The sequence below is a fragment of the Corynebacterium ammoniagenes DSM 20306 genome, from assembly GCF_001941425.1.
Classification (GTDB): Bacteria; Actinomycetota; Actinomycetes; order Mycobacteriales; family Mycobacteriaceae; genus Corynebacterium; species Corynebacterium ammoniagenes.
Genome location: NZ_CP009244.1, coordinates 1,853,745 through 1,866,835 on the forward strand (window position 1 = coordinate 1,853,745; position 13,091 = coordinate 1,866,835).

At 55.8% G+C, this 13,091-nt stretch carries 13 protein-coding genes; 5 read left to right on the forward strand and 8 right to left on the reverse strand.

Going from position 1 to position 13,091, the window contains the following annotated elements:
• Positions 1–41 precede the first annotated feature (41 nt).
• Entirely contained in the window at positions 42–683 is a 642-nt protein-coding gene (locus tag CAMM_RS08425; protein ID WP_040356134.1) for an O-methyltransferase, read from the forward strand.
• Between the two features lie 629 nt (positions 684–1,312).
• Here CAMM_RS08425 and glgC read toward each other — a convergent pair.
• On the reverse strand, positions 1,313–2,530 hold the full coding sequence (gene glgC / locus CAMM_RS08430) for a glucose-1-phosphate adenylyltransferase (RefSeq protein ID WP_003848557.1): 1,218 nt from the start codon (positions 2,528–2,530) through the stop codon (positions 1,313–1,315).
• A gap of 110 nt (positions 2,531–2,640) precedes the next feature.
• Here glgC and glgA point away from each other — a divergent pair, with 110 nt between their 5' ends.
• Positions 2,641–3,795, forward strand: a complete 1,155-nt coding sequence (gene glgA, locus CAMM_RS08435; RefSeq protein WP_003848555.1) for a glycogen synthase — start codon at positions 2,641–2,643, stop codon at positions 3,793–3,795.
• Positions 3,796–3,837: 42 nt separating this feature from the next.
• Entirely contained in the window at positions 3,838–5,244 is a 1,407-nt protein-coding gene (locus CAMM_RS08440; protein WP_040356131.1) for a GH32 C-terminal domain-containing protein, read from the forward strand.
• 87 nt (positions 5,245–5,331) lie between these two features.
• On the opposite strand, the gene CAMM_RS08445 is transcribed toward CAMM_RS08440, so the two are convergent.
• The 7 genes from CAMM_RS08445 to dapE all read right to left on the reverse strand — a co-directional run bounded on the left by CAMM_RS08445 (position 5,332) and on the right by dapE (position 10,559).
• Entirely contained in the window at positions 5,332–6,201 is an 870-nt protein-coding gene (locus CAMM_RS08445) for a methyltransferase domain-containing protein (protein WP_003848549.1), read from the reverse strand.
• A 46-nt stretch (positions 6,202–6,247) separates the two neighbouring features.
• Entirely contained in the window at positions 6,248–6,415 is a 168-nt protein-coding gene (locus CAMM_RS08450) for a DUF3117 domain-containing protein (protein WP_075761542.1), read from the reverse strand.
• A gap of 205 nt (positions 6,416–6,620) precedes the next feature.
• A complete protein-coding gene (locus tag CAMM_RS08455) occupies positions 6,621–6,953 on the reverse strand; it encodes a DivIVA domain-containing protein (RefSeq protein ID WP_003848543.1) in 333 nt (110 codons plus the stop codon).
• Positions 6,950–7,726: a glucosyl-3-phosphoglycerate synthase gene (locus CAMM_RS08460; RefSeq protein ID WP_003848542.1), complete on the reverse strand. Its 777-nt coding sequence runs from the start codon at positions 7,724–7,726 to the stop codon at positions 6,950–6,952. Before CAMM_RS08460 ends, CAMM_RS08455 begins: the two co-directional genes overlap by 4 nt.
• Complete coding sequence (gene folP, locus CAMM_RS08465; protein ID WP_003848540.1) at positions 7,723–8,547, reverse strand: dihydropteroate synthase; 825 nt, start codon at positions 8,545–8,547, stop codon at positions 7,723–7,725. The genes CAMM_RS08460 and folP overlap by 4 nt, the downstream gene beginning before the upstream one ends.
• Before the next feature lie 25 nt (positions 8,548–8,572).
• Positions 8,573–9,310 carry an LOG family protein gene (locus CAMM_RS08470; RefSeq protein WP_003848538.1) on the reverse strand — a complete coding sequence of 246 codons (738 nt, stop codon included), beginning with the start codon at positions 9,308–9,310 and terminating at the stop codon, positions 8,573–8,575.
• A gap of 115 nt (positions 9,311–9,425) precedes the next feature.
• Entirely contained in the window at positions 9,426–10,559 is a 1,134-nt protein-coding gene (gene dapE / locus CAMM_RS08475) for a succinyl-diaminopimelate desuccinylase (RefSeq protein WP_003848536.1), read from the reverse strand.
• Between the two features lie 96 nt (positions 10,560–10,655).
• On the opposite strand from dapE, the gene CAMM_RS08480 reads away from it, so the two are divergent.
• Together CAMM_RS08480 and dapD are read left to right on the forward strand one after the other, a co-directional pair.
• Complete coding sequence (locus CAMM_RS08480; protein ID WP_050759881.1) at positions 10,656–11,984, forward strand: amino acid permease; 1,329 nt, start codon at positions 10,656–10,658, stop codon at positions 11,982–11,984.
• 58 nt (positions 11,985–12,042) lie between these two features.
• Positions 12,043–13,014 carry a 2,3,4,5-tetrahydropyridine-2,6-dicarboxylate N-succinyltransferase gene (gene dapD, locus CAMM_RS08485; protein ID WP_003848534.1) on the forward strand — a complete coding sequence of 324 codons (972 nt, stop codon included), beginning with the start codon at positions 12,043–12,045 and terminating at the stop codon, positions 13,012–13,014.
• Positions 13,015–13,091 lie beyond the last annotated feature (77 nt).

Genomic DNA, 13,091 nt, shown 5'->3' on the forward strand with positions numbered 1-13,091 from the left:
TTCTACGCGCCGACGTGCAGATTTTCCCTAAACTAGAGGGCGTGACTGTACAAGCTTATGATGCCCTTCGAAATTACATTGACTCCACTAGCTACGAGTCAGACGCTTTAGCTAGTGCACGCGCACATGCTGAAGAGTTCAGTCTTCGCACCCCAGACCCATCCATGGGGCAGCTACTGACCACTTTGGCTGCGTCCGCGGAAGGCGACAAGGTGCAGACCATCGCCATCACCCCTGCATCGTCAGTGGTTGGCTTGTACCTATTTGACGGACTATCCAACAGCGGAATCGTCACCTGCATCGACCCGGAGGTTGAGCACCAGTCTCACGCCAAGAGCACCTTCCGGGATGCAGGGTATTCCCCAAGCCGCGTCCGTTTCCTCCCGTCGCGTCCGCTTGATGTGATGAGCCGTCTGGCCACCAACGCTTATCACGTCATCTACGCCGATGTTCCGACGTTGGATCTTCCAGCACTGGTCAAGGCAGCCTGGCCACTAATTGCCTCACGCGGAACTTTGGTGTTGCCAGATGCGCTTCTCGATGCCACCATCGCAGACACTTCCCGCACCGACCGCGTAACGGTCGCAGCCCGCGAGGCCGATGAATACGTGCGCTCGCTTGACGATGCCCATGTCACCCGCTTGCCGCTGGGCTCTGGCCTTATCCTCGTCACCAAGCGTTAAACGTTCACATATTTAACGCATTAGCACTAAATGGTGAGGGGCGCTCGATGATTACCGAGCGCCCCTCACCATTTACGTAGCCCTTCTTCACCACGATGCTAGCTGCGCCCCCCATGCAGCTAGCCCCCTTCATCGTGAAAGAGCCCCGGCCCCTCTAAGCTTTCGCCCAATAGCCGGTGAATATGTAGTTATCCCAGGTCACCCTTATTCTTTCCCGGGTAATGCTGGCCCCAGCTTCTGCGGCCTCCCGATCAGCAGAAACGTGCGACCGTGATATTTACTTGTAATTCACCGGCATCGAGCGTTACCTGCTGGCACACCATTGAAGTGCCTGAGGCCTTATACCCGCGCGGTGCCTTATTAGATTTACACAGGTTCACAGCCTTAGCAATAGATAGCAAAATCTCAAACTTAGGATAGTCTGAGAATGATCCAGACATTTAACCCGGGCGACAACTATGAACTGCGGAAATAGGCCTATTCTTAATCTTATTTTTACCTGTCCACTTACTGAATGTTAATTGAGTAAACCATTACGGTCGCAATGTTTTGAGCAGTTATGCGGCAAAGCGAAAGCTCCTCACCCGGGCGGCCGGTGAGGAGCTCGAAGATGAGACGAAGACTACTTGCTAGACCACCGCGTTTTTCCCGACCACAACTACCCCAGAGTCGGAAATCTTAAAACGTTGTTCATCGCGTTCACGGTCCACGCCGACGATGGCCCCATCGCTAATCACAGCATTCTTATCAATGATTGCCCTTCGGACCACTGCCCCCTTGCCCACGCGCACGCCCGGCAGCAGGACTGAGCCTTCCACCGTTGCACCATCGGCAACATGCACATCCGAGGACAAAATTGAATTACGCACCGTGCCGCCGGAGACAATGCAGCCCGGGGCGACCATCGAAGATTGCGCGATACCGTTTTGTACAAATTTCGCCGGCGGGAAGTTCTGCGTTTCCGTGGAGTGGATGGGCCAGTCGCGGTTGTACAAATTGAAAATAGGGTGAACCGAAATCAGGTCCATGTGCGCTTCATAATAAGAATCAATGGTTCCCACATCGCGCCAGTATCCACGGTCCCTATCCGTAGCCCCCGGAACTTCATTAGCCATAAAGTCATAGACATGGGCCTGGCCCTTATCCACGAAATACGGGATGATATCTCCACCCATGTCATGGTCCGAGGTGTCATCGGCTTCGTCGGCCAACAGCGCATCGATAAGCGCCTGCGTGCTAAACACATAGTTACCCATGGACGCATAGGTCATCGTCGGGTCATCGGGAGTCGACGGTGGATTCGCAGGCTTTTCGATGAACTCCGTAATCGTGCCCGTCCCATCAGATTGGATGCAACCAAAAGCCGTCGCTTCTTCGCGCGGTACGCGAATCCCCGCGACTGAGCAGTCCATTCCCGTCGCGATGTGTTCTTGCACCATCTGATAAGGGTCCATGCGGTAGACATGGTCCGCGCCGAAGACAATGACATAGTCTGGCTTTTCATCATTGATGAGGTTCAACGACTGCACGATGGCATCAGCAGAGCCGTTATACCAACGCTTGCCGCGGCGCTGCTGAGCAGGAACTGATGCGATGTATTGCGGTGTTGGCCCGGACAAACTCCACGCCTGGGAGATATGACGGTCAAGAGAATGCGATTTATATTGCGTTAACACCGCAATCTTTAAAAATCCCGCATTGACCAAATTCGACAATACAAAATCAATTAAGCGGTAGGAGCCGCCAAAGGGAACGGCAGGCTTGGCGCGGTCTTCCGTCAGCGGGAACAACCGCTTCCCCTCGCCACCCGCGAGGACAATTGCTAAGACATTAGGCTGGCTTCTCACAACTCTCAGCGTATAAGCTCTCAGTCACTTTCGCAGGGAAACGTACTTTTCTCATCCACCCCCGCTCAATTACCAAGCGGGCAGGTAGGCCAGCCGCTAATGTGGCAAATATGAAAGCCGGCATCTTTTCTAAAGAGTACCCACCAGAGGTCTACGGAGGCGCGGGAGTACACGTTGCAGAGCTGACACGATTTATGCGAGAGCTTATCGATGTCGATGTTCACTGCATGGGTGCTCCCCGTGATGAACCAGGAGTCTATGCTCATGGCATCGACCCTGCGCTTGCCGAGGCCAACGCAGCTTTGCAAACTTTGTCCACTGGGCTGCGCATGGCTCATGCTGCCAGCAGCACCGATGTCGCGCATTCTCACACCTGGTACTCGGGTTTGGGTGGTCATCTCGCCGCGCGGCTATATGACATCCCCCATGTCGTTACGGCACACTCTTTGGAGCCGCATCGCCCTTGGAAACGCGACCAGCTCGGTGGCGGGTATGAAGTATCTTCCTGGTCAGAGAAAAATTCCATGGAATACGCCGACGCAGTCATCGCGGTGTCTTCCGGCATGAAGGAATCCATCTTGGATGCCTACCCCCGCATAGACGCTGAGAAAGTACACGTGGTGCTCAATGGCATCGATACCGAGCAATGGCAACCACGCGACCAAGGCTTGCTGGACACACTCGGCGTAGACCGCAACCGCCCCATCGCCGCTTTCGTCGGTCGTATTACCCGCCAGAAGGGCGTCCCACACCTTCTCAAAGCCGCGTCACACTTTGATCCTTCGATTCAGCTTATTTTGTGTGCGGGCGCTCCCGATACCCCGGAAATTGCACAGCAGACCCAAGAGTTGGTCGCCGCGCTGCGCGAAGAGCGCGACGGCATCTTCTGGGTGGAAGAGATGTTGCCCAAAGACCAGGTGCAAGAGGTCTACACCGCCGCCGATGTCTTTGTCTGCCCCTCCATTTACGAGCCGCTAGGCATAGTCAATCTTGAGGCTATGGCCTGTGAGACCGCAGTGGTGGCCTCCGATGTCGGCGGGCTCCCTGAGGTTGTTCGCGATGGCGAGACTGGCACGCTTGTGCACTATGACGAAGCCGATGAAGCAACGTTTGAAGCCGACCTCGCCGAAGCTGTCAATGCCCTAGCTCTCGATGCTGCCAAGTCCAAAGCGTATGGCTTGGCTGGTCGCGCACGCGCTGTGGAGTCGTTTTCATGGTCCACGATTGCCGCACAAACGGTAGATATCTACCGGTCATTGGTGTAGGCATCAGGCACCAGCTCCGGAATTTGTGTACAAATGGGTGGCATGACTGTTCATCGCCCAGAGCTACACTTCGCACCAGAATCCGGAATTGTTGAAGCACCCGCGGGTGCCTTACTCGACGGCAACACGTGGCACCTATTTTTCCAGTACCGCGCAGACCCGAAGTCCCCATCCCGATGGGGACACACGTTTTCGGAAGAAGCACCGTTTGACTGGCTAGAGTGCGATGACCCGTTAGCACCCGAAGGTGATGAGACGGGATTGCGTGCAGGCTCAGTCACCGCCGCCGGCGGCGATGTCCACCTGTATTTCACCTCAGTTAAGCCCGACTCCACCAGCGTGGAGGTGGCCCGCTACGACCTGTTTGATGACGTCTGTGAAATCTCCGATGATCCCAAGGCACTAGATACCCGCGTAACGCGTATCGGCACCGCAGCCTCCGACCAAGACGGATACCGACGCTTCCGCTCCCCTGTCGTCGTCGCTGACTGGGTTGATCCCGAGGCACGCGGCGAGGGCCACGACGGCTGGTTAATGCTGACGGTGGCAGGAGACGCTAAGTCCCCACAGTTAATGATTTTCCGCAGCACCGACGCCACAACCTGGACGCTGTCCGGCCCCCTGGAGTTCGACGGCAACCCAGGAGAAGAACTCCAACCAGGCCAGGTCGTGGTCTCCCCACGCATTATCCGCTTGCGCGATGAAGTAGATGAGAAAATCTACGACGTCTTAATGGTCACGATCGAAAGAAATGGCGCGGAGCACGCCGGTTATGTTGTCGGCCGCTTAAACGGCACAACCTTCAATGTCACGATGCCTTTCCAGCGCCTAGACTACGGCCACGATTTCACGCGCCCACGCATTACTAATTACACCCCGGGCAGTGAGGATGAGTCCACGCGTTATGACGAAGGTGTGCTCTTTGGATTATTAAACGGCATTGGACGTCTAGATGACCCGACAACGCATAAGTCTTGGGCTGAAGGACAGTGGGCCAATGTTATTTCCTTGCCGCGCGTGATCACGCTGCAAGGTGGCACCATTTTCCAAACCCCTCCCCGCGGCCTGCCGGAGGCTATCAATAACGCTTCACGGGCAAGTTCTTGGACCGGGCTTTTGGAAGTGCCGGAGTCTTCCAGCGTAACTCTTTCTCTGCTCGACTCCGCAGGCGATGTGGCAGCGACGATCTGTCACCGCGGCTCTACCCTCGAGCTCACCCGCCATGGTGCGGAAGGCAGCGATGAGGACACAGCTACCGCACCACTGGCTGAGGGGGATTCGGATTCTCTGACCGTTATCGTTGATGGTTCCACCGTGGAGGTCTTCGCCGATGGTGGCCAGGTCGCGATGGCCTCACGAGTGTACTTCGACGGCGGATTTTCTTCTGTAACTGCCTCTTCCGGGGGCGATGCCGAAATCCTGCGTGATTGGTACATCAACCACAACTAGCGGCTAGTAAAAGTCGAAGCGGCTGGATACGCTAAGAGCTTCCACAGGATTAATTCTTGTGGAAGCTCTTTCGTTTGTCAGAAAGTCTTAGACGGCGCGAAGACGATCCAACCGCGCATGAGCGGTGACCGACATCGTTTGTGGCAACGCCGCCATGCGCTCGGCAAGTTCTTCTGCGGAAATATGACGTGCCGAGGGGCTCATCGCTACCTGAGCGGCAATTGATTCCTTGTCCAATTGGATTGGGAACGCGAGGTTGACTGGGTCGGCAGCTTGCTCCAAGTGGCCTTCGGCTTGGGCGTACATGCGATCCACCTTGCCTTCTTCCACGCCTAAAATGCCCAGTGGCTCACGCAGTTCATCAAGGTGTCCTGCTTGTGGTGTCAGCACGATAACTTCTCCGCCTGGGGCAAGCACGCGCTGAAACTCAGCCGGGTTTCGTGGGGCAAAGACCACGGAGATCGCGTTGATCGATTCATCGCGAATCGGAAGGCCTTCCCAGACGTCAGCGATAACAGCGCCCACGCGGGAGTGGCATTTTGCGAGATGGCGCGCGGCGTGCGGAGAAATATCGAGGCCCACAGCACGCGCTCCTTCAATGGAGTCGAGGGTGTGTGACAGGTAGTAACCCGTTCCAGCACCGACTTCCAAAAGAGCTGGCTCTGGTACTTCATCTTGGCTAATGGCATTATCTAGCGCATTTTGTACCGCGCCAGTTACTGCTTCCACAAAGGGGGCAAAGTGCCCTTTAGAAAGATAAGTTTCGCGGGCGGTGACCATGTCGGCATCGTCACCTTTATGTTTTAGTCCGGCACCAGAGACGAGGGTGACATACCCTTGCTTGGCGACATCGTAGGAGTGGCCGGATTCGGATACCAATCGCGAAAAATCATCCGCGCCGGACAGCGCGGTACCATCGGCAGGATCCGCCAAAACATCAATAATGTGCGAAAGCATAAAACTAGATTAGATCATCGCGCCGCCAATGCCATATTGCGGTGTCCTATTGCGCCACCTCAGTGAGAAGATCACCGAGTTCCGCGGCTTCTTCCTTAGTTAGCTCGACGACGATTCGTCCTCCGCCATCTGAGGGGATGCGCATAACGATTTTGCGCGATTCGATTACAGCTTCCATTGGACCACCAGTCGTGCGAGGTTTCATTGCTGCCATGTGAATTCTGCTCCCTTTAAACAATTAAAAATCCACTGCTTCTTCACGCCTGCCATCAAGGGGATTGTGCTTACGCCTTGGGCTTGGCTGTGAGGAAAAACTCAGTGCTTCTCCCCCATTATAATCTTTTTTGCGCCTAAGCACCCGAGCAATTGCGATAGAAATCACTGTTTTCGCTGGTACGCGCGTTATAAAGGCGCGGGTTTTACTCAGCTTCAGCAGCGGTTTCCGCATTTGAGCTACGTTTCGACGCCTCAAGCTCAGCTTTTGCCTGCTGCAGTTCCAGCGCAAGAACATCTAAAAGATCATCGACTTGTGCAGGGGAATAACCGCGTTTCACGGTATTAAATCCCACCTTGCTGAACTCGCCATTGAGAGCAAACGATCGGTTGCCCTGCAGCGTGGCTTGCTTCTCCGCTTCCGGCAGGTCTGGCATGACGACCCCATTGCCGAGAAAGTGCGACAAGATCCAGGTGGCGATGATCGCAAATAGCGCAATGAGTGCCACCACGATGATGACGGCAAGAACCACGCTCATGACAGGGCCTCCTGGGATCCTAGTTGTTCCAGTGCTGGGCGTTGACTTATCGCACTCGATTCTAGGCGCGGGTCGGCGTCATATAATTTGGCGCGATCGACAATGGTCTCTGCGACCACCTTTGCCATCGGCGCTAGTTGATGTAGCGGGCGATTGCGGTGTACTCGCGGGGGCAGGTGTACCTGCGCGATGGAATCAGCGCCGAAGAAGTGAGCCATGTCAATCATTAGCCCGGCCTCTACGCCATAGCCATCGACGAAAGGTAGCTGGCGTGCGATGGAACGGCGAATGGCGTATTCACCACCGAGTGGCTGGTAAATATGCGAAAGCTGCGGAAAGAACATGCTCAACAATGGTTTGGCAGTAAGCTCCGTGACGCGCCCGCCGCCATTGGGTTCCGCCCCGAAAGTGCGGCGATAGACCGGTTTGACCAAGTGCACCGACGCATCTTTGCACGGCTCGGCCAACGCGGAAACGAGCCCAGGAGCGGCCGATTCCAAGTCCGCGTCCACAAAGACCACGATGTCACCTTGTGCCGCGTGTACACCCCGCCACAGCGATTCCCCTTTACCGGGTCGTACAGGAATATCCGGCAGAACCTCACGCCAATTTATAACGCGTGCGCCGGCAGCGGTTGCCTCCGCGGCGGTGGAGTCGGTGGAATCAGCATCAATGACTAAGACTTCCAGCGGGTTATCTGCCAGGCAAGCACGGATTACATGCGCGATGGTTGCTTCTTCATTAAGCGCTGGGATGACTACTGAAACCCTCATGCCAGCCCCCTGGTGGTTGCCAGCGGTGCGGTAATTCCTTGGATAGCCGCGGTCATTCGGATGGCATCGATGGTTTCTTTGACCTCATGCACGCGAAATGCGGCAACACCTTTCGATGCTGCCCAACTGGTGGCAGCAATGGTTCCGGCAACGCGTTCGCCGACCTCGCGGCCGAGCGTCTCGCCGACAAAGTCCTTATTAGACAGCGCCATCAATACTGGCCAGCCTGTAGCTACTACTTCATCAATACGGCGCAGCAGTTCTAAACCGTGGAAGGTATTTTTCCCGAAATCGTGAGTGGGGTCGATAAAAGTAAGCTCCGGTGGGCACCCTAAATCGACAGCGCGTTGCGCCAAGGTGGTGGTTTCTGCAATCACATCAGCAACCACATCATCGAAATGCACGCGGTGCGGGCGGGTGCGCGGCTTAACTCCCCCGGTGTGTGAGCAGACATAGCCCACCCCGTGGGCACCGGCGACTTCAATAAGTTCCGGGTCCCACCCAGCCCAGGTGTCATTGATCAGGGTTGCTCCGGCCGCGATGGCCTTCTCAGCAACCGATGCCCGCCAGGTATCCACGCTGAGGATGACCTCTGGGTGGCGCGCGGAAATTTCAGCGATCAGCGGCACGACGCGGTCCACTTCGGCGTCGGCATCGACCGCCTCACCGGGGCCGGCTTTCACGCCACCGATATCGACGATGCTCGCGCCCTGCGCTACAACTTCATCGCAGCGCTCAATAGCACGTTGAATTCCCCACGTAGCACCTTTGTCATAGAAGGAATCTGGTGTGCGATTAACAATCGCCATCACCTGCGCCATGGGAAAATCAGGTCGCGAAGCAGAACTAGGTGTCCTGGTTGAGTCGTCGGACTCGCTCATCGGTCATCTCCTTGTGCGCAGCAACGATGTGCTCCACGGCTTCGTCCACCGAATCAGTCAGCAAGAAAAGGTCCATATCTTGCGGATTGATATAGCCATCCGCCACCAAGGTATTTGCCATCCAATCCACCAGACCGGACCAGTATTCAGTACCGATCAGTACGATTGGGTAGTTAGTGACCTTGCCGGTTTGCACCATGCAGAGCATTTCAAAAAGCTCATCCATCGTACCCATGCCACCAGGCAGACAGACAAAAGCCTGCGAGTACTTCAAAAACATGGTCTTGCGCGCGAAGAAATAACGGAAGTTAATTCCTAGGTCGACATATTTGTTCAGTCCCTGTTCAAAGGGCAATTCAATGCCTAGGCCGACTGACAGACCGCCAGCTTCATAAGCTCCGCGGTTAGCTGCTTCCATAATGCCAGGGCCACCACCGGTAACCACGGCATAGTCTTGGTCCACCAGCTTTGCGGCCAAATCCACTGCTTGGCCGTATTCCGGTGCGTTTTCTTTGGTGCGAGCCGAGCCATAGACGGTCACGGCCTTGGGAAGATCACTAAGGGCATCAAAGCCTGCGACGAATTCGCCTTGAATGCGCAGTACGCGCCATGGATCCGCGTGCTTCCAGTCATGATCGGCACCGGATTCTAATAACCGCTGGTCATAAGTAGAACCCTGAGTGCGATCGGTGCGCAATAACATCGGTCCACGCAGCATTCGGTCTGAGTCCGCACTTTCTGTCGTCCGCGGTACGCGCGGTTTTTTATCGCGATCTTTACGCAAGGGAGCCATATTTTCTTCCTCCTAAAATAGTGTTTTATGTAGTCAGGTACGTCTTGAGAGCTTGAGACACCGAAGTTATCTCATGGATGGGACATTGCTCATCGCGCTTGTGGGCAAAGCCTGGGTCACCGGGACCAAAATTAACGGCGGGTGTTCCCATCTCGGAAAAGCGCGCAACATCTGTCCAGCCATACTTGGCGCGAACTTTGCCGCCGACGGCATCGATAAGTGCTGCGGCAGACGGCTGACCCAATCCAGGCAGTGCTGCCCCTGCGACATCATCAACTTCATAGCTAATGCCGGGTTCAGACAATGCGACACCACGCGGCAATAGTTGGGATTCATCCAAACCTAGGACGTCGAGGAGATGCGCCATTGCCTCATCGGAGCTGCGATCCGGGGCAAAGCGGAAGTTCACAAACATCCATGCCTGATCCGGCAGGGTATTTGTGGCCACGCCCGCCTCTAAGTGCACAATGTTGAGGCCTTCGCGGTAGGTGCAGCCATCGATGGTGATATCGCGCGGGCTGTACTGCGCAATCTTGTCCATCACCGGAACCAAAGTGTGTGCGGCATTAGATCCCAGCCACGCGCGCGCCGAGTGCGCACGGGTGCCATGCGCGGTAACACGCAAGCGGATGGTTCCCTGGCACCCTGCTTCAATCATCGCTCCCGAAGGCTCGCCCAACAGCGCTAGATCACCGTGGAGCCATTCCGGGTTATCGCGCTGCAAGTGACCTAAACCGTTAAATTCCGTGGAGACTTCTTCGCCTTCATAGGCAATCAAGGTTAAATCATGGCGCAGTTCCTCAGAACCGGCTAGCTGCGCAAAAGCGTTGAGATACACCGCGAGCCCAGATTTCATATCGACCGTTCCGCAACCAAACATCACGTCGCCGTCCATGCGGTGCGGCACGTTATCGGCAATCGGAACCGTATCCACATGGCCCGCTAAGACAATGCGGGATCCCAGCCCACGGTTCGTGCGTGCACACACGGTATTGCCAAAGCGCGCGAGCTCGACGCCTGCGGAGTGCACCAATGGCTTTAACGCCTGCTCAATGGCATTGGCAATATCTTCCTCATGGTGGGAAGGGCTGGGGATATCCACCAACGCCTTTGTCAGCTCGATGGGATCTTGGTTCAAATCTAGGTGGGAAATAGTCACAATCCGCCATCGTAGCGTGAAACCCGCTGGTGATCAGAGCAGATGAGGCGTGTAACATTTCTAACGGTCAATACCAGGATGAAAGAAAAGTGGGCGATGAGTAATTCAGAGTCGAATAAGCTAAAAACCAGACACTTAACGATGATGGGGCTTGGCTCAGCCATCGGCGCCGGATTATTCCTCGGCGTCGGCGTGGGCATTCAGATTGCCGGCACCTCCATCTTGATTGCCTACCTGGTCGCCGGTGTCTTGGTCACCTTGATCATGTACATGCTCGGTGAGATGGCATCTGCTCGCCCTTCTCTGGGATCTTTTTCTACCTATGCCGGTCAAGCCTTTGGTAACTGGGCTCGGTTTACCATGGGCTGGTTGTACTGGTTCATGCTGATCATGGTCATGGGAGCAGAAATTACCGGTGCCGCCGCGATTTTGGGTGGTTGGTTCGGAGTCGAGCCCTGGATTCCCGCCTTAGTCGCCGTGGTCTTTTTCGCGCTCGTGAATTTCGGCGCCGTGCGCGGCTTCGGTGAATTCGAGTTCTGGTTCGCCATCATCAAAGTCGCGGTCATCGTCGCCTTCTTGGTGCTAGGCGCCTGGCTAATCTTCGGCCCCGCCGAGACCCAAACCACCAGCTTCGTGGAAAACTTCGCGCCTAATGGCGTACCAGGTTTGGCCGCTGGCCTGCTGGCCGTTGCCTTCGCCTTCGGTGGCATTGAGCTTGTCACTATCGCTGCGGCAGAATCTGAAAACCCTGCCCACAACGTGGCCACGGCAGTGCGCGCGATCATCGTGCGCATCATCATCTTCTACTTGGGCTCGGTCGCCGTTATTACCTTGCTGCTGCCATTTTCCAATATTAAAGATGCGGATGTTGCAGCCCAGTCGCCGTTTACTGAGGTGCTGCGCGTTGCCGAGATTCCTTATGCCGCAACGTTTATGGAGCTTGTAATCGTGGTTGCGCTGCTCTCCGCATTCAACGCGCAGATTTACGCCACTTCCCGCCTGGTCTTCGATATGGCTCGCGATAACAACGCACCTGGACTGTTTAAATACACCTCCAAGTCAGGCTCCCCGTTGTACGCAGTGATCTTGTCCATGATCTTCGCGTTTGCCTCCGTGGGACTGCAGTACTGGAATCCGCCGGGACTTTTGGCCTTCTTGTTCAACGCCGTGGGCGGCTGTCTCTTGGTTATTTGGTTCTTCATCGTCACCTCCTACATCAAGCTCAAGCCCACCCTTGCCGCAACCGAAATTCGCGTGCCAGGTTTCCCATGGATCCCCTACGCGGTGTTGGTTGGCTTGGTTCTCATCGTCATGCTGATGCTCTTCGATCCTTCAGCGCGAGCCCAGCTGGTTGCCGTTGCGGTTATCGCCGGTGGACTGACGATTGTGTCACTGTTGATGCCTAATTCTCGCGCAAAAGTCTAGGGTTACCTATACTTTCAAAGGTATCTATCCCCTAATTCTTCTAAGGCTTGAATATTCAATGACTTCTGCATCTGCCCGCGGTTTGGCAACGATCACCCACGACGGAACAGTATTGGATGTTTGGTTCCCTGCAGTATCACTAGACACTGCTGTTTCTGCTGCTGGCACCGAACGCTTGGAAGAAGTTCCACAGCAGTTCGCTGACTTGGTTGGTCCGGATGAAGAGCGCGGTGTAGCACGAGTCGCAGTCGAGACATCCATCGCCGACCTGGACGCTGCGCCCGTTGATGCTTACGACGCATACCTGCGTTTGCACCTGCTCTCCCACCGTGCGGTAAAGCCACATGGCTTGAACATGGACGGTATCTTTGGCAAGTTGGCGAACGTAGTGTGGACCAACTACGGCCCTTGCGCTGTTGCTGATTTCCAGATGGTGCGCAGCCGTCTGGCCTCACGTGGCCCAGTCACCGTCTACTCCGTGGACAAGTTCCCACGCATGGTTGACTACGTGGTTCCTACCGGTGTGCGCATTGGTGATGCGGACCGCGTCCGCCTCGGCGCTCACTTGGCTGAAGGCACCACCGTGATGCACGAAGGCTTCGTCAACTTCAACGCTGGCACGCTTGGTGCGTCCATGGTCGAAGGCCGTATCTCCGCTGGCGTTGTCGTCGGCGATGGCTCTGATGTTGGCGGCGGCGCTTCCATCATGGGCACCTTGTCCGGTGGCGGTAAGGAAACCATCTCCATCGGTGAGCGTTGCTTGCTTGGCGCTAACTCGGGCATCGGCATCTCCTTGGGCAACGACTGCGTGGTAGAAGCTGGCCTGTACGTCACCGCTGGCTCCAAGGTGGCTGTCTTTGGCCGCGTTGCAGAAGTCGCAGGCGTCTCCGAAGGCACCTCCGTTAAAGCTGGCACCCTGTCCGGTGCGTCCGGCATGCTGCTTCGCCGCAACTCGGTCACCGGCTCCATCGAAGCTACCGAATGGAAGGCTGAAGCAGTCGCTCTCAACGAGGATCTGCACAAGAACTAAGCCCTGATTCGCACGCAATCCAACGAACGCGTGTTGTAGCGCCCTACTGAGTACATCCTCGGTAGGGCGCTTTTCGT

What these genes read in the sequence shown, in the direction of transcription:
- glgA (WP_003848555.1), top strand. Translation starts at nt 2,641, where the DNA reads ATGAAAGCCGGCATCTTTTCTAAAGAGTACCCACCAGAGGTCTACGGA.
- CAMM_RS08440 (WP_040356131.1), top strand. Translation starts at nt 3,838, where the DNA reads ATGACTGTTCATCGCCCAGAGCTACACTTCGCACCAGAATCCGGAATT.
- CAMM_RS08445 (WP_003848549.1), bottom strand. Translation starts at nt 6,201, where the DNA reads ATGCTTTCGCACATTATTGATGTTTTGGCGGATCCTGCCGATGGTACC.
- CAMM_RS08450 (WP_075761542.1), bottom strand. Translation starts at nt 6,415, where the DNA reads ATGGCAGCAATGAAACCTCGCACGACTGGTGGTCCAATGGAAGCTGTA.
- CAMM_RS08455 (WP_003848543.1), bottom strand. Translation starts at nt 6,953, where the DNA reads ATGAGCGTGGTTCTTGCCGTCATCATCGTGGTGGCACTCATTGCGCTA.
- CAMM_RS08460 (WP_003848542.1), bottom strand. Translation starts at nt 7,726, where the DNA reads ATGAGGGTTTCAGTAGTCATCCCAGCGCTTAATGAAGAAGCAACCATC.
- folP (WP_003848540.1), bottom strand. Translation starts at nt 8,547, where the DNA reads ATGGCGCAGGTGATGGCGATTGTTAATCGCACACCAGATTCCTTCTAT.
- CAMM_RS08470 (WP_003848538.1), bottom strand. Translation starts at nt 9,310, where the DNA reads ATGTTATTGCGCACCGATCGCACTCAGGGTTCTACTTATGACCAGCGG.
- CAMM_RS08480 (WP_050759881.1), top strand. Translation starts at nt 10,656, where the DNA reads ATGAGTAATTCAGAGTCGAATAAGCTAAAAACCAGACACTTAACGATG.
- dapD (WP_003848534.1), top strand. Translation starts at nt 12,043, where the DNA reads ATGACTTCTGCATCTGCCCGCGGTTTGGCAACGATCACCCACGACGGA.